Origin of the sequence: Moorella mulderi DSM 14980, assembly GCF_001594015.1 — a bacterium.
GTDB lineage: Bacteria > Bacillota > DSM-521 > Neomoorellales > Neomoorellaceae > Neomoorella > Neomoorella mulderi.
Map to the genome: position 1 here is coordinate 271794 of NZ_LTBC01000002.1, position 19784 is coordinate 291577.

20 protein-coding genes, 1 tRNA gene and 1 pseudogene are annotated in these 19784 nt (G+C 55.1%); 15 read left to right on the plus strand and 7 right to left on the minus strand.

Features of this window, described 5'->3' with window-relative positions:
• Window positions 1-55 precede the first annotated feature (55 nt).
• From MOMUL_RS04605 to MOMUL_RS04615, 3 genes are all read left to right on the plus strand, one after another.
• Window positions 56-143: transfer RNA gene (locus MOMUL_RS04605), tRNA-Leu, on the plus strand.
• Between the two features lie 177 nt (window positions 144-320).
• Window positions 321-869, plus strand: a complete 549-nt coding sequence (locus tag MOMUL_RS04610) for a chromate transporter (RefSeq protein WP_062282126.1) — start codon at window positions 321-323, stop codon at window positions 867-869.
• A gap of 33 nt (window positions 870-902) precedes the next feature.
• The gene (locus tag MOMUL_RS04615) at window positions 903-2300 is read left to right on the plus strand and encodes a radical SAM protein (protein ID WP_062282130.1); all 1398 of its coding nucleotides are present in this window, start codon (window positions 903-905) and stop codon (window positions 2298-2300) included.
• 86 nt (window positions 2301-2386) lie between these two features.
• Here the strand turns inward: MOMUL_RS04615 and MOMUL_RS16875 are convergent, their stop codons facing one another.
• Window positions 2387-2524, minus strand: coding sequence for a hypothetical protein (locus tag MOMUL_RS16875; protein WP_169802163.1), 138 nt, complete (start codon window positions 2522-2524; stop codon window positions 2387-2389).
• Window positions 2525-2663: 139 nt separating this feature from the next.
• Between MOMUL_RS16875 and MOMUL_RS04620 the strand changes: the two genes are divergently transcribed.
• The 5 genes from MOMUL_RS04620 to MOMUL_RS04640 all read left to right on the plus strand — a co-directional run bounded on the left by MOMUL_RS04620 (window position 2664) and on the right by MOMUL_RS04640 (window position 6770).
• Complete coding sequence (locus MOMUL_RS04620) at window positions 2664-3872, plus strand: 6-phosphofructokinase (protein ID WP_153018240.1); 1209 nt, start codon at window positions 2664-2666, stop codon at window positions 3870-3872.
• Window positions 3873-4014: 142 nt separating this feature from the next.
• A complete protein-coding gene (locus tag MOMUL_RS04625; RefSeq protein WP_169802164.1) occupies window positions 4015-4464 on the plus strand; it encodes a QueT transporter family protein in 450 nt (149 codons plus the stop codon).
• A gap of 146 nt (window positions 4465-4610) precedes the next feature.
• On the plus strand, window positions 4611-5081 hold the full coding sequence (locus tag MOMUL_RS17625; RefSeq protein ID WP_062282139.1) for an arginase family protein: 471 nt from the start codon (window positions 4611-4613) through the stop codon (window positions 5079-5081).
• Window positions 5082-5129: 48 nt separating this feature from the next.
• Window positions 5130-5381, plus strand: a complete 252-nt coding sequence (locus MOMUL_RS17630) for a hypothetical protein (protein WP_169802165.1) — start codon at window positions 5130-5132, stop codon at window positions 5379-5381.
• A 147-nt stretch (window positions 5382-5528) separates the two neighbouring features.
• Window positions 5529-6770, plus strand: coding sequence for a M48 family metallopeptidase (locus MOMUL_RS04640; RefSeq protein WP_062282144.1), 1242 nt, complete (start codon window positions 5529-5531; stop codon window positions 6768-6770).
• Between the two features lie 22 nt (window positions 6771-6792).
• Here MOMUL_RS04640 and MOMUL_RS04645 read toward each other — a convergent pair whose 3' ends face one another.
• From MOMUL_RS04645 to MOMUL_RS04670, 6 genes and pseudogenes are all read right to left on the minus strand, one after another.
• Window positions 6793-7089 (minus strand): hypothetical protein, encoded by a 297-nt coding sequence (locus MOMUL_RS04645; protein ID WP_062282146.1) that lies wholly within the window; start codon window positions 7087-7089, stop codon window positions 6793-6795.
• Window positions 7076-8274 (minus strand): annotated as a pseudogene (dinB, locus tag MOMUL_RS04650) (DNA polymerase IV). The gene MOMUL_RS04645 and the pseudogene dinB overlap by 14 nt, the downstream one beginning before the upstream one ends.
• Window positions 8275-8403: 129 nt before the next feature.
• Window positions 8404-8703: a LexA family protein gene (locus MOMUL_RS17635; RefSeq protein ID WP_084785464.1), complete on the minus strand. Its 300-nt coding sequence runs from the start codon at window positions 8701-8703 to the stop codon at window positions 8404-8406.
• Window positions 8704-8824: 121 nt separating this feature from the next.
• Window positions 8825-10267, minus strand: coding sequence for a sodium:solute symporter family protein (locus tag MOMUL_RS04660; protein ID WP_062282152.1), 1443 nt, complete (start codon window positions 10265-10267; stop codon window positions 8825-8827).
• A gap of 170 nt (window positions 10268-10437) precedes the next feature.
• Window positions 10438-10761, minus strand: a complete 324-nt coding sequence (locus MOMUL_RS04665) for a DUF4387 domain-containing protein (protein ID WP_054935788.1) — start codon at window positions 10759-10761, stop codon at window positions 10438-10440.
• A gap of 13 nt (window positions 10762-10774) precedes the next feature.
• A complete protein-coding gene (locus MOMUL_RS04670) occupies window positions 10775-12142 on the minus strand; it encodes an acyclic terpene utilization AtuA family protein (protein WP_062282154.1) in 1368 nt (455 codons plus the stop codon).
• Window positions 12143-12358: 216 nt separating this feature from the next.
• On the opposite strand from MOMUL_RS04670, the gene MOMUL_RS04675 reads away from it, so the two are divergent.
• From MOMUL_RS04675 to MOMUL_RS04705, 7 genes are all read left to right on the plus strand, one after another.
• The gene (locus MOMUL_RS04675; protein ID WP_062282157.1) at window positions 12359-13159 is read left to right on the plus strand and encodes a GntR family transcriptional regulator; all 801 of its coding nucleotides are present in this window, start codon (window positions 12359-12361) and stop codon (window positions 13157-13159) included.
• Window positions 13160-13385: 226 nt separating this feature from the next.
• Window positions 13386-13922 carry a gamma-glutamyl-gamma-aminobutyrate hydrolase family protein gene (locus MOMUL_RS04680; protein WP_062282160.1) on the plus strand — a complete coding sequence of 179 codons (537 nt, stop codon included), beginning with the start codon at window positions 13386-13388 and terminating at the stop codon, window positions 13920-13922.
• A 93-nt stretch (window positions 13923-14015) separates the two neighbouring features.
• On the plus strand, window positions 14016-15581 hold the full coding sequence (locus MOMUL_RS04685; protein WP_062282164.1) for an ABC transporter substrate-binding protein: 1566 nt from the start codon (window positions 14016-14018) through the stop codon (window positions 15579-15581).
• Window positions 15582-15810: 229 nt separating this feature from the next.
• A complete protein-coding gene (locus MOMUL_RS04690) occupies window positions 15811-16821 on the plus strand; it encodes an ABC transporter permease (RefSeq protein ID WP_062282166.1) in 1011 nt (336 codons plus the stop codon).
• A gap of 31 nt (window positions 16822-16852) precedes the next feature.
• Window positions 16853-17767: an ABC transporter permease gene (locus tag MOMUL_RS04695; RefSeq protein WP_201786463.1), complete on the plus strand. Its 915-nt coding sequence runs from the start codon at window positions 16853-16855 to the stop codon at window positions 17765-17767.
• A 42-nt stretch (window positions 17768-17809) separates the two neighbouring features.
• On the plus strand, window positions 17810-18766 hold the full coding sequence (locus MOMUL_RS04700; protein WP_062282171.1) for an ABC transporter ATP-binding protein: 957 nt from the start codon (window positions 17810-17812) through the stop codon (window positions 18764-18766).
• Window positions 18767-18778: 12 nt separating this feature from the next.
• The gene (locus MOMUL_RS04705) at window positions 18779-19759 is read left to right on the plus strand and encodes an ABC transporter ATP-binding protein (RefSeq protein ID WP_062282172.1); all 981 of its coding nucleotides are present in this window, start codon (window positions 18779-18781) and stop codon (window positions 19757-19759) included.
• Window positions 19760-19784 lie beyond the last annotated feature (25 nt).

Here is a 19784-nt window from a genome sequence, read left to right on the forward strand (position 1 = left end):
CAGGTAGCCGGTGGGCTGCTATAATTAATCTTGCTCCTGAAGGGAGCGATTGCGGGCGGCAGTGGCGGAATTGGCAGACGCGCTAGATTCAGGTTCTAGTCCTGGTCTACAGGGTGGGGGTTCAAATCCCTTCTGCCGCACCACTGATAGAAGCGAGACCCTTGACATCCTCTGTCAAGGGTCTCGTTATTTTTAATTAAAATTGGTCATGGTATTTGTGTAATAAAAAAGGAGTTTCCCTTAAATAGTAGAAATATAAAAGGTACTTATTTCGATCCAGATCGACATTATAATCGATGAAAGGATGAAGGAAAACCTGAATGCTCAAGACGCTGCTGGACCTTTTTATAGGTTTTGGGCGGGCGACCTTGCTGGGCTATGGGGGAGGACCGGCCATTGTACCTCTTTATGAGCACGAGGCAGTTGATATTTACCACTGGGTAACCCAGGAAGAGTTCGGCCAGGTATTGGCCTTTAGTAACGCCCTCCCGGGACCCATTGCTACCAAGTTAACCATGCTCATCGGCTATAAAGTAGCTGGCTGGCTGGGTGCTACCGTTGCTTTGATCGCCGTAACCATCCCTGTATTTATAATCTTGATTGGTTTCTTCGCCTTTCTGGAGAAATTCAAGGATAGCCCCTTCTTAAAGGGCATGGTGGCCGGCATCAGACCCGTGGTTTTCGTGATGCTGGCTATGCTGGCCTGGGACTTTGCCAAATATGCCTTTGTGCCCAAAAACACGGGCCCCCTCAACTGGCTCCCCTTTGGCATTGCGGCCGCTTATTTTATCCTGGTCCATTATCTCAATTTAAACCCCATTTTAGGTGTAGTTGCTTCTTTGATTCTCGGAGGGATTTTTCTGCGATGAATGACAGGTTTTTTATAACTGCGCCGGTCATCTATGGATAGCTTTCAGCTGGCCGTCCTGACGGCCGCCCGGTATAATATCTTACCGCTGACTTCCAGTTGTAATTTACGCTGCCTTTTCTGTAGCCACCGCCAGAATCCTCCGGGAGTGGAAACGCGATACCTGCCCCCTTTAAAGCCGGAACAGGTTGACACCCTCCTGGACTTTCTAGATGGTACCCGAAAAATCGTCATTGGCGAGTCAGCTACCCGGCTCATTGAAGGAGAACCCCTGACCCATCCCGATTTTCTGGAAATCCTGGTCAGAGTGCGGCGGCGTTTTCCTGCAACCACCCTGGAGATTACTACCAATGGGACTTTATTGACCCGTGAACTGGCCAGGGCCCTGGCTGATCTGGGGCCCCTGGAAATAAACCTGTCCCTCAACAGCGCCAGCCCGGCAGGCCGGCTAAAACTCATGGGGGATAAGCAACCTGAAACGGCATTGCAGGCACCCCTGACCTTGCAGCAGGCCGGGATTACCTACCACGGGAGCCTGGTGGCCTTACCCTGGATTGCCAGCTGGCCGGATGTCCGGGAGACAATCCTTTACCTGGCCCGTTCCGGGGCCAGGACCATCCGCATCTTTTTACCCGGCTACACCCGGCTGGCGCCGCCGGAGTTACGTTTTCCAGGAACTTTACGGCAGCAAATAGAAGCAGAATTGGAGCACCTCCGTAAGCAAACGGACGTCCCTTTGCTGCTGGAACCCCCTTGCTTAAATAATCTAACGCCGGTAGTAGAGGGGGTTATCCCCGGTACCCCGGCTGCCAGGGCCGGCCTCCAAAGGGGCGATATCATACTGGCCGTAGACGGGCAAAAACCCCGTTCCCGGGTAGAAGCCTATCGCCTGATTAACCGGCCAGGCAGGCGGCATTTAGTGGTACAATCCCGTACCGCCGCGGCAGCACCTTTCAGGAACGAAACTACCGGTTCCGGTCCGGATACGTCGCTTGCCGGGTATAAAGAACAAAGGCATTCTCTTGCCTTACTGGTGGAAAAGGACGGTAGCGGCCTTACCTTTAGCTGGGATTTTGACCCTGACATTCTCCAGGAAGTTGAGCAGGCCTGCCGGCATCACCATGCCCGGCGGGCGCTGATTATGACTTCTGAACTGGCCGGTAACGTAATAAAGGAAGCCGTGGCTGGGTTCCCCTGGGACCTGGAGGTAATAACTGCTCCCAGCCGCTTTTTTGGCGGCTCCATCGCCTGCGCCGGTTTATTAACCTTAGGGGATTTTAAGATTGCCTGGCAGGAGTGGCGTCAGGATCACAACCCCGTTGACCTCATTATCTTACCTGCCATAGCCTTTGACTACCGGGGCTTCGACCTGACGGGGCAACATTACCTGGACCTGGCAAGTGCTACCGGCGTCCCGGTAGTACCGGTATAAAGGGAGCCCGATTATCTGGACTCCAGGCTTCTCCACCGCTTATAAAAAAATAACCCCGCTATCTGCGGGGTTCTACCGGTTAACTGCTAATTATCACCAAAGAAGAGAAGGATCAAGATCAGGAACAGGATAAAGATAAAACTGCCGCCAGGAAAAGTAAAGCCAAGGCTGCCATCCTGTGCGTTTTTTTTCGGTCCGAAGATGCTGCCGCCTTCCTCAGCCATTAGGTACACCTCCAATGGGATTTAGTCTACTGTAGCTTATTCAGGAGGACCTTAAGATGTCACTCTCTATAGCCAGGAAAGCCGGCCCAGATTTATAATATAGAAAGCAACGCTTGATCCGGGAGAGGAGGAAATCCCTTTGCTTAAAGGGAACTGTGTCATTGCCCAGTCGGGTGGCCCTACGGCTGTGATTAATAACAGCCTGGCCGGAGCCATCGAAGCCGCCTATCGCGGTGAAGCCATTGGTGAAATTTACGGCGCCCGCAACGGCATCATGGGGATCTTAGCAGAGAATTTTATTGATTTACGCCGTCAAGATGCGGCTACCATTCAAGGCCTGCGTTTTACACCGGGAGCAGCCCTCGGCTCCTGCCGGTACCAGTTAAAGAAGAAGGAAGACTATGATAAACTCCTGGCCGTCTTCCGCAAATTTGATATCCGTTATTTTTTCTACATCGGCGGCAATGATTCTATGGATACGGCCCATAAAGTCAACCAGCTGGCGCAGGAAGAAGGGTATGAGCTCCGGGTAATTGGCATCCCCAAAACAGTAGACAATGACTTACCCCTAACCGATCACTGCCCAGGTTATGGTAGCGCCGCCAAATATCTAGCCGCCATTGTCCTGGAGATGGGGATGGATATTAAAAGCATCGTCACCTCTACCAAAGTAGCCATCGTGGAAGCCATGGGCCGTAATACCGGTTGGCTGGCGGCAGCTACGGCCCTGGCCCGGCGTGCACCAGGAGAAGCTCCCCATTTAATCTACCTACCGGAGGTAGCCTTTGACCTTCAGGCTTTCCTGACCGATGTGGAAAAAGCCTACCACCAATACGGCACGGTCCTGGTAGTTGTTTCCGAAGGCCTGGTTGATAAAAATGGGAACTATATATTTAATGATGCCGCCACCGTAGATGTTTTCGGCCACCAGCGCCTCGGTGGTCTAGGGCAGTTCCTCCTTAATAAAATTGAAGCTGAACTAAAAATCAAAGGTCGCTTTATCCTCCCGGCCACCAGCCAGCGCAGTGCCATGCACCTGGCCTCCCGGACCGATGCGGAAGAAGCCTATAACGTAGGCCGGGTAGCCGTTGAGGAGGCCCTCCGGGGAGCCAGTGGCCATATGGTAGCCATCAAGCGCCTGGAAGGGGAAGAGTACCGGTGTACTTATGAGCTCGTGGAACTTGATAAGGTAGCCAACCAGGAAAAGAAGGTACCACGGGCCTGGATCAACGCGGCAGGAAACGACGTTACTACCGACTTCATCAATTACGCCCGGCCTTTGATTCAGGGAGAAGTTAACGTGCCTTATCATAACGGCCTGCCTGCTTATGTAAACCTGGCCCAGTAACCGGCAAAGAAATATGATTTAAAAGTACCTGTTAAACAGGCTGTTAAAAGGCAAACTAATATCTGATCTGCAAGACATACAGGGTTAGCCACCTGGAAGGATGTCCCGGTAGTAATGTACTAAATTTAATGGGGGAATGTTAATGACCTCTAAAATCGCCCGCGGAGCCATTATAGCCGCCCTCTACACGGTGGTAACGATTATTCTCAAGCCCATTAGCTTCGGTTACCTACAGGTACGGGTAGCCGAAGCTTTAACCCTTTTACCCATCCTTTACCCAGAAGCCATCCCGGGGCTCTTTCTCGGTTGCCTGATAAGCAATATTTACGGTGGCCTGGGCCTCATTGACATCGTCCTGGGCAGCCTGACCACTTTGGCAGCCGCCTGGTTGACCTACATCTGGCGGCAGAGCCCCCTGGCTTACTTACCACCCATTATCTTGAATGGCCTCATTGTCGGTGCTTACCTGTCATATTTACTTCATGTTAATATTTTCCTCTCCATAGCTACAGTTGCTCTGGGCGAGGCCATCGCCGTCCTGGTTCTCGGCATCCCCCTGGTAAAGCAGCTACGGAAATTAAATCCACAATAACTTTAGGCCCCGGCGGAGAGCTTGACGGCCACATTAACCCCGGCTTCGAACCGGGGCGAGCCCGGGACACCGTATATTTTTCCTGTATCTGGTTGAAAAGAGGGGGGAAGTACAGTACAATAGAAAGCCGAGGTGATAACCTATTTATGTTTACAGGGTCTAAGGTTATTACCTTGCTGAATTTCGATGATACTTTAACTCGGCAGGAAGAATTACGGCGTTTTCCCTATGAATTAATCGAACTGCGGGACATCAAGGGTACCAGGCTGTATTGCGACCAGGAGGCCCTGGACCAGGTCGCCGCCAGGCTGAGGAAGGGAAAGAGGGGTATTACCTTTATCGGTAGCGGGGATTTCCACTATGTATCTTATCTTCTCGCGGCGTCCATAGCCAGCCCCTTTACGTTAATCCTTTTTGATCACCATAACGACCTGCACCATGCCCCCCAGGGGGTGGCTATTTCCTGCGGTTCCTGGGTGGCCAGGGCTCTGGAGCTGCCAACTTTGCAAAAAGCCGTTATTATCGGCCCACGGTCGGTAAGCCTGCAGGGGATTGCTCCCCATTACCTGGCCAAGTTGGTTTTCCTCCCCGGTGCCCGGGTATCCATGATCCGGTAGGTATTAAAGAAAACCAACGGGACGGTTTATATCAGCATCGATAAAGATGTGTTAAGCCCGCAGGAGGCGATCACCAACTGGGAACAGGGGTCAATGACCCTTGGGGAGCTTTTACCTGCACTGCGGGAAATTACGCTGCAGAAAAATGTGGCCGGGGCCGACGTATGTGGCGAACCCTACCTGCACCCCCTAGACTATATGTGTCCTGCAGGCCAGGAAGCCATCCGCAAAAATGCCCGCGCCAATATTATGATCTTGCAGGCCCTGTTGTCAGCCCACAGCTATAAAAAGGCGTCTTGAACGGCCGGCCACTGTTGATATGCAACCCTGTAGCCTCAGGGGCCAGAGGTAATCCGGCTCCATTTACTAAAAATTTAAGCGGGAGAATAGAGCCGCCCGGGACGAATAAAATAGCATCGAGGGCAGGTGGTAGAGGGGGGCAGTTTAATGACGGCTAAAGCCAGCATGGTCTGGACCACCCTTTTAATCCTGGCAGGCATCTTCAGCCTGGCCTTTATCTTTTTTACCCTCTTTCCGGGCCAAGTACCGGATGCTGCCTGGCAATATTTCACCCCGGCCGAGGTGGAAAGGGCGCGGCATTACCAGCAGACCATGCGTCTGGTAAGTATCCTGGCCTTCCTGGCCCAAATAGCCTTCCTGGTCTGGCTGGTCGCCAGTACCCGGGCAGCCGCCTGGTCGGATGGAGCTTTATGCCTGACCGGCGGGCGCTATTATCCGGCCCTGGTAATCTATTTCGTCCTTATCTGGCTGTCGCTAAAAGCAGTGGCTTTACCCTTTAATTTTTACAGCAGCTTTATCGTCCAGCACCAGTGGGGCTTCTCCACCCAAACCCTGACTTCCTGGTGGCTGGATTACCTCAAGGGTGGCGTCCTCGATCTAATCCTTTCCGGAGCCGGGGTGCTCCTCCTTTTCTGGGCTACCGGGCGCTGGCCCCATACCTGGTGGGCCGCCGCCGGCCTCTTTCTGTCCGGCTGGCTCTTTATCTCCGCCTTCCTCTGGCCGCTCCTAGTCGCGCCCCTCTTTAACCGCTTCCAGCCTATCCCAGAAGGCCCGACTAAGACTATGGTTACGCAGCTAGCCGGCCGCGCCGGGTTGAAGGTTAAGGAAGTGTTAGTAATGGATGCTAGCAGCCGGACCACCAAAGCCAATGCCTATTTTACCGGCCTGGGGGCTACCAAACGCATCGTTCTTTATGATACCCTGCTGGCCGATTATCCCCCTGATGAAGTAGAAGCCGTAATCGCCCACGAAATGGCCCACTGGCAGCGCGGCCATATTCTCCGGGGATTGCTGTGGGGTATCGTGGCTAATTTCTTGCTTCTGGGATTGTTATATGCCGTCCTGAAACTAACCTTCACCTACGAGATAGCCCGGCCGGGGCCATACCCGCCCCACCTCCTGGTAGCCATGCTCCTCTTTATCCAGCTGGTGTCCTTCCTGGGCCAGCCGGTGCAGAACGCCATCTCCCGCTGTTATGAAACTGAAGCCGACCGGGTGGCCCTGGAGCTTACCGGTAACCCCGGGGCCATGATCAGGTTGCAAGTGGACCTGGCGCGGAAGAATCTCGGTGATGTGGCCCTGCCGGCCTTTATCGAGTGGCTCTCCTCATCCCACCCCTCACCCCTGGCCAGAATCCAGGCGGTGGAGAAGCGGGGGAAATCCAAATAAACCTCCTCCTTGGCAAACCGCGTTACTCCCGCGGGCAATAGAAGCCGCAGGCCTGCCTTTCCGGCCGGACCTTCTCCACAGCCTTGACCAGGGCCTCTTTACCGGCCAGCCAGATAAAGTCCCGGGCCTGGAGTTCCCCCGGCACCCGGCGTTCCCCGGTAAGATAGAGATCCAGGGTGGCCAGGCAGGCCGGTTTATTTTCCTCCCGACCCAGGATCAGGACATAGTAGCGGCAGCCCCGGCAGGTAGCCGTGGCCCGATCTTTGAGCCCCGGCAGCATCAACCGGTGGCCTTCATACAAAGCGTTAGCCCCGCGCATAGAGGACACCTGCCTGAGTTAGGGATGCCGCCCGGTGGATGACCCTTTCCCCGTAGCGGTTTTTTAACCGGTCGCAGGCCCGGTCCAGCCGGGCCTGTTTTTCCACCCGGCCGAAAAGGTCTTCCTGGCGTGCCGCTGACGGTACCAGCCCGGACAGGTTCACTCCCACCAGCCGCACTGGCCGCCCGGGCGGCCAGTGGCGGTGGAGGAGTTGCCGGGCCGCCGCGTAAATATCGGCAGCCGTATCGGTATAATAGGGCAGGGTGTAAGAACGTCCTAGCCAGTTAAACTCAGCGTCTTTAAGGCTGATGGTCACCGTACGCCCCAGGTAATTTCCCAGGCGCACCCGCCGGGCCACCAGCTCGGAAAGCTCCAGTAAAATCACCTCAATATCTTCGTAGCTGTAGTAATCCCGGGGGAGGGTGATCTGGTGGCCGACAGATTTAACTCTATCCAGGGAGTGAGGGTCCACCGGGCTGTAGTCGATGCCGAGGGCGCACTGGTGTAAAACCTGCCCCACGACACCGAAGCGCCTGACCAGTACCTCGACGGGAAAACGGGCCAGGTCGCCGATGGTATGGATGCCAAGTTTGGCCAGGTGAGCCTCCATGCGGGGACCGACGCCAAAAAGTTCCTTCACCGGCAGGGGCCACATTTTTTTAGGGACATCCGGGTAATCCAGGACCGTCAGGCCATCGGGCTTTTGCATCTCAGCCGCCATCTTGGCCAGGAGCTTGGAAGGCCCCAGGCCAACGCTGATGGTAATGCCCACTTCGTCTTTAATCCGCTTCTTTAACCGGCGGCAATGGCCAGGGGGGAACCGTGGAGTTCCCGGCAGCCGCGGACATCCAGCCAGGCTTCATCAATGGAGAAGGGCTCCACCAGGGGAGTAAAGTCCCGCATGATGCGTAAAAGGCGGGTGGAAAATTCGATGTACAGGTCATGGCGGGGAGGGATGAAAATGCCTTCCGGGCAGAGGCTACGCGCCTCCCGGGCGGTCATCCCGGTTTTAATACCGTAACCCCTTTTGGCCTCATAGCTGGCTGCCAGGACAATGCCGTGGCGGGTGGTCTCCCGGCCGGCGACGATAACCGGGCGCCCGCGTAAAGCCGGATCCAGGGCCTGGTGGACGGAAGCAAAGAAGCTGTTGGCGTCGCAGAGGAGGATGGTGCAGGAGGAAGACATTTAAGCTCACCGCCGGAACAAATGTTTGGATATATTATAACTCCGGCGTCGGGGAGGAAGCAAGGGGGAAAAGAACAAATGTGCGGTGGAAATTTCTGCTGGCAGGGGATACATATAGGACTCTGCCAGTTAAGCGAAGCGCCTTGAAAGGCCGATCACTTTCCCCAGGATGGTCACTTCGCGGGCTTTTATGGGTTGAATTTGGCTGTTGGCCGGCACCAGTTCAACATGGTCTTCGTAGCGGTAGAAATATCTGACGGTGGCTTCCTCGCCCAGCAGAGCGACGACGATATCACCGCTTTCGGCGACAGTTGTGGTTGGGCCTGGTTCAACGATTTCGATAGCCCGAGAGCGAAGGGGGTCCCGGCGGATGTAGCCCTTTTTCTCCAGGCGGCTTAAATGGCCGTGGATGGTAGAAGTGGAGCGCAGACCAGTGGCTCGGGGCGCAGTAGAGGATCATACTGAGACTCGCTCGGGCTAAAGTTGGAAAACATAAAGCCTGGTAAAGAGCCCCGGTGGTAACTACCGGGGCCTGCACCTGCAGGTCGCTTTAGCGGTCTTCTCCTGAAGCAGTATTGAGAGTTGCGACACCGGCGTTATGTTGCCCCGCGGTTTTCCCGGTGATAAGGCTCAAAACGACGGTGCTGATCACGGCTATTACCACGGCAGCATAGGTTTCCGTAAAGGCGGGATGTACGGGGAAATGGCCATATTTGGCCTTATAAAAGACCCAGAAGAATCCCGCCATGGCGGTGATAACCATCGCATAGACGGCTCCTTGGGGCGAGGTTTTGCGCCAGTAGATGGCAAACAGGAGGATGACAAAGAGGGAACCCCGGATGGTATAGGCGAAATAAACCATATCCAGGATGCGAGTACTGCCGTACATTAAGAGGGCTAGAAGCAGGCAGGCGATCCCGGCAGCACCGGTGCTTATCCGGGAAACCAGCAACAACTGCTTTTCACCGGCCTCCGGGTACCAGAGGCGCTGGTAGAGGTCTTTCGCAAACATCGTCCCGGCAGCCAGGATAATCGGCGCTACAGTCGAGAGGATAGCCGCCATTATAGAGGCCAGAACAATGCCGCCGACTGCCGGGTTCAAGTGCATCATTAGGGTGGGTAAGGCCAGCTTGGCATTGGCAAGCTCCGGGAAACGTACTTTAGCGGCCATGCCTAGCAGGGCGGTGAGAATACCGAAGGGGGCGACGACAAAAGCAGTAATAAAGGCCCCTTTTTGGGCTACCCGGACGTCCTTTGCCGCCAGGATGGGCTGGATGCCGGCCTGGGCGGTGCAGGCACCGAGGACGGATGCGATAATCCAGGAAGAGATATGAGACCAGCCGATGCCGGTCCAGCTAAAGTAAGGCTGGGCGGGCAGGTGACTTTTGAGGGAGGCCAACCCACCGATGTCGGCCAGGACAAAGACCACGGCCAGGACGGCGCCACCGTACATGGCGATCAGGTGTACTAGATTGGTATAACCGATGGCCGTCATCCCCCCAGCCAGGGTGTAGGCGATAAACCCGATTCCCAGGATGACAACAGCTGTCTCGTAACTGAGGCCCAGGACCGAGACGCCCAGGGTTCCGGCGGCGATGACCTGGGCGGTACCGACGGTGATCATGACGAAGATAAGTAAAACGCTGGTAACGACGCGGGCGTTGACACCGAGAAATTTTTCCACAATCCCCGGTACGGTTACAGTATCTAGGCTACGGTATAATTTAGCAAAGAATAAAGCCAGGACAATGACGCCGATACCGTTGGCTATGGTATACCAGGCCCCGGAAAGGCCGGCAATAAAACCGTATTCCGAGATACCGGTAGTCGAAGTGCCGCCAAGCCACTCGCCGACCCCGACGACGACCACCATCAGGACACCCAGGCCGGCCCCGTGGAAGGATCTGGCGCTGCTGGTCTTTTTCCGGGCATAAAGGCCGATGGCGATGGTCAGGGCAAAATAGGCTAGGATAATCAGTAATTGCAAGGACATAGGGTTGTTGCCCTCCTGTAATAGTGTATAAACAAGGCCCGAGATAGGGGCTCAATTATGACAATTACGAAATTACTCCGCTTCCGTTCCTCTAATTAACAGGCCGTTCCCCAGATTTATGAGTGCCGGGAGGCATATATATGCCTCCCGGGTCAAGAATAGCGATGAGTTTAGTCCACCGGCACTTCGATATCAAGAAGGGGTGCATATTGCTGGCAGCCAAATACATCGGAATCTCCCGGGCTGCCGCTGGGCCGCCGCCGGTAGATGGTGAACTTGATGGCATAAGCCGGGTCAAATTCAACGAAATCAGCGATTCTTTCCGGGCTGATAGCATAAAGTTTGCAGATGGTTTCCGGGGTCAGGACCCCGCTTTTTTTGACCAGCTCGTAGTTTTCCTTTTCCCGGAAAATGATATCAAAGGTAATTTTATCAGTACCGGCATTTTTGCTGCGGATGGTTTTCGCCAGGTTGATCAGTTTTACGGTAGCCATTGATATTACCTCCTTACTTCCCTGCTTCCGTCAGGTAGGTGGGGAACAATTCTAACGGGTCATCCAGGGTGACGGTGTGGTTTATGGTCCACATATAGGCGGGTGACGCCGGCAGTACTTCGTCGATGACAAAGGCGACGCCGCCGGCAGTGCCTTTAACCTCTGGCAGGCGGGCATAAAACATCTGCCGGGTGCCGATCATGGCGACTTCCTCAGCCATGGCCTTTGTAGGGGCGACACCCTCGACGACGACGCAGAGTTCATGGGAGCGGATTTCTTTCACCGGTTCCAGGTCACCCATGACTCCGTTCCTGCCAAAAACATGGTAATGGAGTTCATAACCAGTATCGCCGAAGCGTTCCCGGGCCTGGGCCTTCGCCCACTCAATGACCTTGTCGATGTTCTGGATGGTATAGGGGTCGCGGATACCGGCTATTCCGATATAGCGCTCGCCCACCTTACCGGAACCCTCCAGTTTCACCCGCCATTCATTTGAAGGAATAAACTTAGGCCCGGTAATGCGGCAGGTCTTCTCGTCATACTGCTCATAGCGGCAGTTGCTCATATCCAGCATGCCACCCAGGACGTACTCGTAGTAGGGATTGGATCTTTCATACATGGCGTGACCAGCCACCGAGGCCACGGTGCAGCGCTGGTCCGGGTGCATGGCCGTGACCAGGACTTCCGTTTCGGTAATGGTGCCGATGACTGTCTCCTTACCACCGTAGGGTTCAGCACAGAAGGAGGCACACTCCAGGACCTTGCCCAGGTAGTAGGCTAGGTCCTCCGGGAAACCGGCGCGGATGGCCGGGGCGGCAAAAATAACACAGTCACTGGAGCGGCCGCCGATGATGACGTCGGCACCCATATCTAGGAGTTTAATGTAGGGGTGGACGCCGGCCACGGCGACGATGCGATCAGTCTTCTCCAGCTCTTCCCTGGTCAGGTCGGGGCGGCCGTCCAGGCCCTTGATGGCTTCGCCCTTTTCCATTTTGCGGGCCAGGTAGTCCTTGCTTATTTCGGAGTAGAAGTAACCGATTTTAAATTTGGGAAGGTTGTGTTTCTCGGCAAGCTCTTTAATAATATTGACGTAACGGTCGACGCGGCTGTTGGCACCAGTGTCGCCGGCGGAGCCGATGATCATCGGCACACCCAGCTTGCGGGCGGCGAGCAACATGTGCTCCAGGTCGTGTTTTTGCCATTCCAGCGGGCTGGTGGAGGTGTCAGCGCCCAGGGGCCCGGGGCCGATGTCATCGCTACCGGAGTCAGCCAGGATGAAATCGGGCTTGGTTGCAACTCCCCGGTAAAAACTGCCCGTCTTGATTGGGGCAAATCCCAGGTGACCGTTGGGGCAGAGAAAGCGCAGCGGTTTCCTTTCCATAACTCTTCCCTCCAAGATGTTATCACGTGTTATAACGTGTTAATTTTTCTATTCTACATGGGTGTCGTTTTTCCTTCTGGTTAAAATAAAAAATATAAGATTTTAGAGGGACAGGTTTAAAGGGCCGGTCATAAATTATCGTTAATATTGATTTTAACGCCGGACTATGCTAGTCTTGTTATGACAACAAGGCTGCAAGTTATGGAGGATTTAGCTATGCCTGAAAATACTTTGCCATTAGAACCCGGGGAATGGGAAATATCACCGGAAAAATCCAAACCCCTTTATCAACAATTAAAAGATGTCCTGGCAGGTCAAATTAAAAACGGCATCCTCAAGGCGGATGATCGCCTGCCTTCGGAAAAGGAACTCTGTGCCATGTATAATGTCAGCCGGATTACGGTGCGCCAGGCCCTGGCGGAACTCACCAGGGAAGGGCTTATTTATCGCAGTCACGGTAAAGGCACCTTTGTCGCCCGACCCCGCATCCAGCAGGAACTAGTAAGGGTGACCCCTTTTGAGGAAACCCTGCGTAGCAAAGGACTGGAACCCTCCACAAAATATTTAGGCGCCAGCTTTATACCGGCCGACTATCACCTGGCCACTGTGTTGGCAATTCCCATTTCCACCGATGTGATGCGGATGGAACTCCTGGGCCTGGGAAACAATGAACCCATGGTATATTACCTTTCCTACTTCGCCGGCGAGCTGGGGCAAAAATTATGCGATCTGGCCCGCGAACTTTCCCAGCAAAGAGTTGCTTTTTCTACTTTTGATTTGTATGAAAAAGCAGGGATACCCGCACCTGCCATGTTGACCCAATCCTTTGAGGCCATTGCCGCCAGGAGGGAACAGGCCAGAATATTGGGCGTTAAACAGGGGGAACCTCTGCTCCTGGTAACTTCCCTGGTTTATACGGCCGAAGGCCGCCCGGTAGAATACAAGCAGGCCGCCTACCGGGGCGACAAATATAGCTTTTATATAACCCGGCCGGTTAACCAGGGAAAAAGGTTATAACTGGTATTGACAATTGGGGCGATAATGGTATAATATCATTGTAAATAAAAGACTGTGCAATGAAGCCTGATTCTGGCAAAGAAGCCCCCGGAGTACTACGAACACCCCGGGGGCTTTATCGTTGTATATGATGTATTTCTCTGTTTCGGCAGCAGGAAAACCGAGTTGCGTATCCAATAGTTATAACAAGTTATAATCAAAAATGAAAGGAGGGTATAACAATTAGATGCGTTCCACTCGTGTCGGTATTACTACCGGATGGGAGCAGGGCAATGTTGTCCCGGGCTGGTCCCTCATCTACACAGTCAAGGCCTGTGTAGAAGCGGTGGAGAAGGCTGGTGGCATTCCTTTATTGCTACCGGTAGTCAACGACCCCGAAATTCGCCGGGAGACTTTAAACAACATTGACGCCCTTATCGCCGCTGGCGAGGTCCTCAGTGTCAAGCGCAATGTTTTAAAAGGGGACCAGGCTAAAGATTTAGAAAGCCAGAACCCTCTACGCTTTGCCAATGAAAGGGACTACCTGCTGGGTGCCTTGGAAAGGAACATGCCTATCTTCGGCATCTGCCGCGGGCACCAAGTTTTAAATGTTGTTTGCGGCGGGACCATGTACCTGGATGATATCCACCTGCGGCCGGAGAATAGCGGCGTTGTCCACCAGCAGGGGAGCAGGCCGCCGACAGAAACTATTCATAAGGAAGTAGAGCCATCAGCTGGTCTTTCTACATCCATAACAAGCAGGCAACTTTTTACTAGGAGGTGAAAGTAAAATAACGGGCATACGCGATTTTTCTGCTAGTTTTCGGTTAGTGCAGAAATTGTCTGCAAATTAGCTATTAAGAAGGGGGATTGTAAATTGCTGAAAAGGTTATTGCTGCTTGGTTTGGCGCTCTTTCTAACGGCCGGCCTGCTGACCGGCTGCGGGGGGAGCAAGCCCACCGCGGAAAAACAGGGCGAAAAGACGCTTTCCCTGGTTTTAGACGGCGTAGCTTCGCGCCAGCATGAACTGGAGGCGGTGGCGCAGTATTTGAAAAAGGTGGGCGTGGATGCCCAGGTGCGCGTGTGGGAAAAGAACGCCCTGCTGAACGAAATTAAGGCCGGCAACCGTCAGGCCTATGCCCAGGACTGGGGGAGCGCCATTTTCGACCCCTTTGACCTGGCCGTGCCGAAGCTAAAGACGAACGAACGCGGTAACTACTCTTTTTACAGTAACGCGAAGTTCGATGAACTGCTCGAGAAAGGCGCCTTTGGGGATAACGATCAGGAGCGTGAAAAGGCTTACAAGGAAGCCCAGCAGATCCTCTACCAGGATGCGCCCTGGATTTTCGGTTATTATCTGGACATCATTCATGGGGTTGCGGCTAACGTGCAAGGGTATAAACCGGCCATGGACAACCGGATCAACCTGCACGACGTTTCTTTAAGCGACGGCAAGGACACCCTGGCGGTGGGCCTGAATATCGACCGCATTCCTTCGCTGGACCCGGCCAACCACCGGGAGCGGGAAGCAGAAACGGTAATCCGCAACATGTTCGATGGGCTGGTCACCAGAACACCCGACGGAAAGGTTGTGCCGGAAATCGCCGAATCCTGGAAGCGGCCCAGCCCGACGGTTTACGAGTTTACCATCCGCCCCGGCATTAAATTTCACAACGGCGATCCTTTACGGATTGAAGACATTGTGTTCACCTTCGAGCGGATCCTTTCACCCACCGGGATAAACGGCAAGCAGTCGCCCCGGGTAGGCCTTTTGGGCCCCCTGAAGAAAGTGGAGAAAGTAGATAACCGAACCGTCCGGTTCACCCTCGATAAACCGTGTCCGCAGTTCCTGCAGCTGCTGGTGCACACGCAGATCGTCCCGGAAAAGTATTTGAAGGCGGTGGGCGACCAGAAGTTTGCGGAAAAACCGGTAGGCTGCGGGCCGTTCAAACTCGTGGAGGCGAAGCTGGATTCCCAGATCGTCCTGGAGCGGTTTGACGGCTACTACGGCGGCTCCCCCGACCTGCCCCCGGTAGGCCCGGCCAAGCTGAAGAAAGTGGTCTTTAAGATGCTGCCGGAACCTTCCACCCGGGTGGCGGCACTGAAGGCCGGCGAGATCCAGATTGCCGAGGATATTCCGGTGGATGTGACCAAAGATCTGCAAAACGATCCGAAAGTAAAAATTGTCACCACGCAAGGAACCCGCTGCTATATGATCGAATTAAATAACAAAAAGATTACCGATCCCAAAGTCCGCCAAGCGCTAAATTACGCCGTGAACTGGGATGAACTGCTGGGCGCCATCTACGGCAGCCACGCCCACCGGTTGAGCACGGCTTTTCTGCCTAGCGGCTTTGGTTTCGACGACAGCATCAAACCTTACCCGTACAATCCGGAAAAGGCGAAGCAACTGCTCAAGGAAGCCGGGTATAAGACTCCGTAGGTTCGCCTGCCGGTTTTGAAACAGCGTCGTCAAAAGGACGAAAAGAAGACTGTCGCCCCAACGACTGACGACCGACGAGCGGCAGTTCCGGTGGGGTGCGTGTTGTTCGCGAACCGCAGGCGGTGCCTGAACCGCCTGCGGTTCGGCGGGCAAAGCCGCCGGAAAGCCGTCTCCAAAAGAAAGGTGTCTTGTCCAAAGAAAGTAAAGGTGTCTAAAGAAGGGTGAGTCGATGAAAACCATCAAAGTCGTCCAGCGCCTGATCGAAAGTATCCCGCTGTTTATCTTGACCATTATTGCCGTATTCTTTCTGGTTCGCTTCATGCCGGGCGACCCCGTGGATATTATGATGGGCAGCGGGGGAAACGTTACGCAGGAGCAAATCGAGCAGATGCGCAGCCAGCTGGGCCTGGATAAGCCGATTGCCATCCAGTTTGCCGACTTTGTCCGGGGGGCGGCGCAGGGGGATCTGGGCTATTCCATCACGCAGAGCAAAAAGGTGACCGACCTGCTTGTGGAGACTTTTCCCGCCACTATTGAACTTGCCCTAGCGGCCCTTTTGTTTGCTCTGTTGATCGGCCTGCCGGTAGGGATTTACTCGGCGGTCAAACAAAATTCCTGGGTGGACCGCCTAAGTATGGGCTTTTCTTTCCTGGGCATTTCCATGCCGGCCTTCTGGTTAGGCATTTTAGGAATTCTGATCTTTTCGGTAAGCCTGCACTGGCTGCCTACTTCCGGCCGCCTCGACCCGACCCTGGAATTGCGCCAAATTACCGGTTTGTTTCTTTTGGACAGTATTCTCACGGGTAACTGGGCCGCTTTGCACAGCGCGTTTACCCATCTGGTCTTGCCTGCCGTCACTCTGGGGGCGGAATTGCTGGCGATCGTGGCCCGGATCAGCCGCTCCAGCATGGTGGAGGTGCTGCGCCACGACTACGTCCAGCTGGCCCGCTCGAAAGGGTTGAAGGAGACCGCGGTTATTTTCAAACACGCCCTGCCCAATGCGCTGATCCCCACGGTCACCGTGGTGGGCCTGCAAATGGGCGTTTTACTGGGCGGAAATATGATTGTGGAAACGGTGTTCGGCTGGCCCGGCTTAGGGCGCTTGGTCGTCCAGTCGATTTTAAACCGGGACTACGCGGTGATTCAGGGAGCCGTAATGCTTTACGGAATCACCTTTATCCTGGCCAATTTGCTCGTGGACATCGTTTACACCTATTTAAATCCGAAGATTTCTCTGTGAAAATTATTATCCCGCGAAAGGGGGTCTTCGATTGCAGGAGTTGTCGACTGCGCCGCTGCCCGCACCGCCTCGTGCGGCAAACGCCTCCCCCTGGAAAAAGACCGTGCAGGAACTGGCGGCCCACCCGTCCGGCCTGATCGGGGCGATCATCATTTTGCTCTATTTGGTGGTAGCGGTTGCGGCCCCGTTACTGGCACCTTATTCCCCGACGGAAATGGATTTGCGGGCGCGGTTTCTGCCTCCCGCTTGGGCGGCCGGGGGCTCTTTGCAGCACCTGCTGGGAACGGACCAGCTGGGGCAGGATCTTTTGTCCCGGATTATTTACGGGTCGCGGGTTTCGATCAGCGTCGGGCTGTTTTCTGTGTTGATTTCGCTTCTGGTGGGGAGCGTGCTGGGCAGCATCGCCGGTTATTACCAGGGCTGGTTTGACCGGATCGTTTCCCGGGTGGCCGATCTTTTAATGGCCGTCCCTTACCTTTTATTCGCCATTTTCGCCATGGCCATTTTAGGACCGGGCGTGCTTAATTTGATCATCGCCCTGAGTATCAAGGCCTGGATTGAGTTTTACCGGCTGCTGCGGGGCGAAATCATTTCGGAAAAGACTAAGGAGTACGTGGAGGCGGCCCGGATGCTGGGGCGGCCCGGCCCGGTGATCATCGTGGCCGAGGTCTTGCCCAACGTGATTCATTCCCTGGTGGTTTTAGTCACGCTGCGCATCGGGTACATGATTATTATGGAAGCTTCTTTAAGCTTTTTGGGTTTGGGCGTCCCTCCGGAGGTGCCAGCCTGGGGCTCGATGATCGCCGCCGGCCGGGACACGTTGATAAACGCCTGGTGGATTTCCACCCTTCCCGGCCTAGCCATCCTGTTTTTAGTGCTGGGCATCAACCTGCTGGGCGAAACGCTGCGGGATATCACCGATCCCCGCCTACAGGCCCGGGAGTAAGTAAAAATTGTCCAGATCATTGACAAGAAGGTGATTGGGCGCATGTTGGATATCAAGCATTTATCCGTAAAGTTTAAGACCAGGCACGGCATGGTCCGGGCGGTGAGCGAAGTTTCCCTGCACCTGGATAAAGGCCGGATCCTGGGCATCGTGGGCGAGTCGGGATCGGGGAAAAGCACCGTTTTAAACGCCATCTTGCGCCTGCTTCCGGAAAAAGACGTGTTGCTGGAGGGCCGGATTATTTATGAGGGAACCGATTTGTTTGCCCTTTCGCCGCAGGCGATGCGTGCCGTGCGCGGGAAAGAAATTTCCATGATCTTTCAGGACCCCATGACCACCTTGAACCCGGTCTATAATATCGGTAACCAGATTGCCGAATCTTTAAAAATTCACGGTCTGTATCGGGGCCGGGAGAGAGAAAGGGTCTTAGAGCTGATGCAGGAGGTGGGCATTCCTTCCCCGGAAAACCGCGTCCTGGAATACCCGCATCAGTTCAGCGGCGGGATGCAGCAAAGGGCGATCATCGCCATTGCCCTTGCCTGCGAGCCCAAGCTGCTGCTGGCCGACGAGCCGACCACGGCTTTAGACGTGACCATCCAGGCGCAAATCGTGGAACTGCTCCGGAAGATCAACCGGACGCACCATACCTCGATCATTCTGGTGACGCACAATCTGGCGCTGGCCGCGGATCTTTGCGAAGAAATCGCCGTCATGTACGCTGGACGCATCGTGGAAAAAGGTCCAGCAGAGGTAATCCTACAGGACCCGCGCCATCCCTATACACGAGGACTGCTAAGCGCCGTGCCCCTGCCGGGGATTACGCACGGCGCCCGCCTGACCACCATCCCCGGAACGGTCCCTGACCTAGCGGATTTGCCGCCTGGCTGCGCTTTTCACCCCCGCTGCCCGCTGGCCGGAAAGGAGTGCGCCCGCCTCGTTCCGGAGCCGGTGGAAGCGGGAGACCGGCACGTTTTGTGGTGCTGGCGGGAGCTTAATTAAGGAGGGAGCGGCATGAGGGCCGGAAATTTGTTAGAGGTGAACGGCTTAAAAAAATATTTCCCGGTCCAGCGCAGCCTGGCCAGCCGCCTGTTCGGGCAGCGCCCGGGCTGGCTGAAGGCGGTGGATGGCGTGGACCTGTTCATCCGGGAGGGGGAAACCCTCGGCCTGGTGGGGGAAAGCGGATCGGGGAAAAGTACCCTGGGGCGCACGGTAGTGGGTTTGTACGAAGCAACGGCGGGTGAAGTGCGGTTTGAGGGGAGGCCGGTAAAGGAGCTGTCCCCTCAGGAGCGCAAAAGCTTCCGGCAAAAGGTGCAAATGATTTTCCAAAACCCTTACTCTTCGTTGAACCCCCGTAAAACGGTCCGACAGATTCTGGACGTGCCCCTGCGGATGAGGGGGGTACCGGGGCCGGAGCGGCCGAGCGAAATGGAAGAGCTGTTGGAACGGGTGGGCTTAAGCCGCTGGCATTTAAACCAGTACCCCCACCAGTTAAGCGGCGGGCAACGCCAGCGGATCGGAATTGCCCGTGCGCTGGCCGTGCACCCCCGGTTTATCGTCGCCGACGAGCCGGTATCCGCCCTGGACGTATCTGTGCAGGCGCAGATTATCAACCTGCTCATGGACCTGCAGGAACAGTTCCGGCTTACTTATCTTTTCATCGCTCACGACATCAACGTGGTTCACCACATCAGCAACCGGATCGCCGTGATGTACCTGGGGCGGGTGGTGGAAATCGCCGGCAGCGAGGAACTGCTGACCGCCCCGCGGCATCCTTACACAAAGGCGCTGATTTCCGCCATTCCGGAAATCAGCAAAATCCGGCGGCGCGAGCGCATCCTCCTGGAGGGGACGATCCCCAGTCCGCTTAACCCGCCCCCGGGCTGTTGCTTCCAGACCCGCTGCCCGGAGAAAAAAGACCCCGTCTGTACCCAAATCGTGCCGACGCTAAAAGACGTGGGCGGGGACCATTTCGTCGCCTGCCACCTTTATTAAATAAGTTAAGTACCTGGCACTTAAC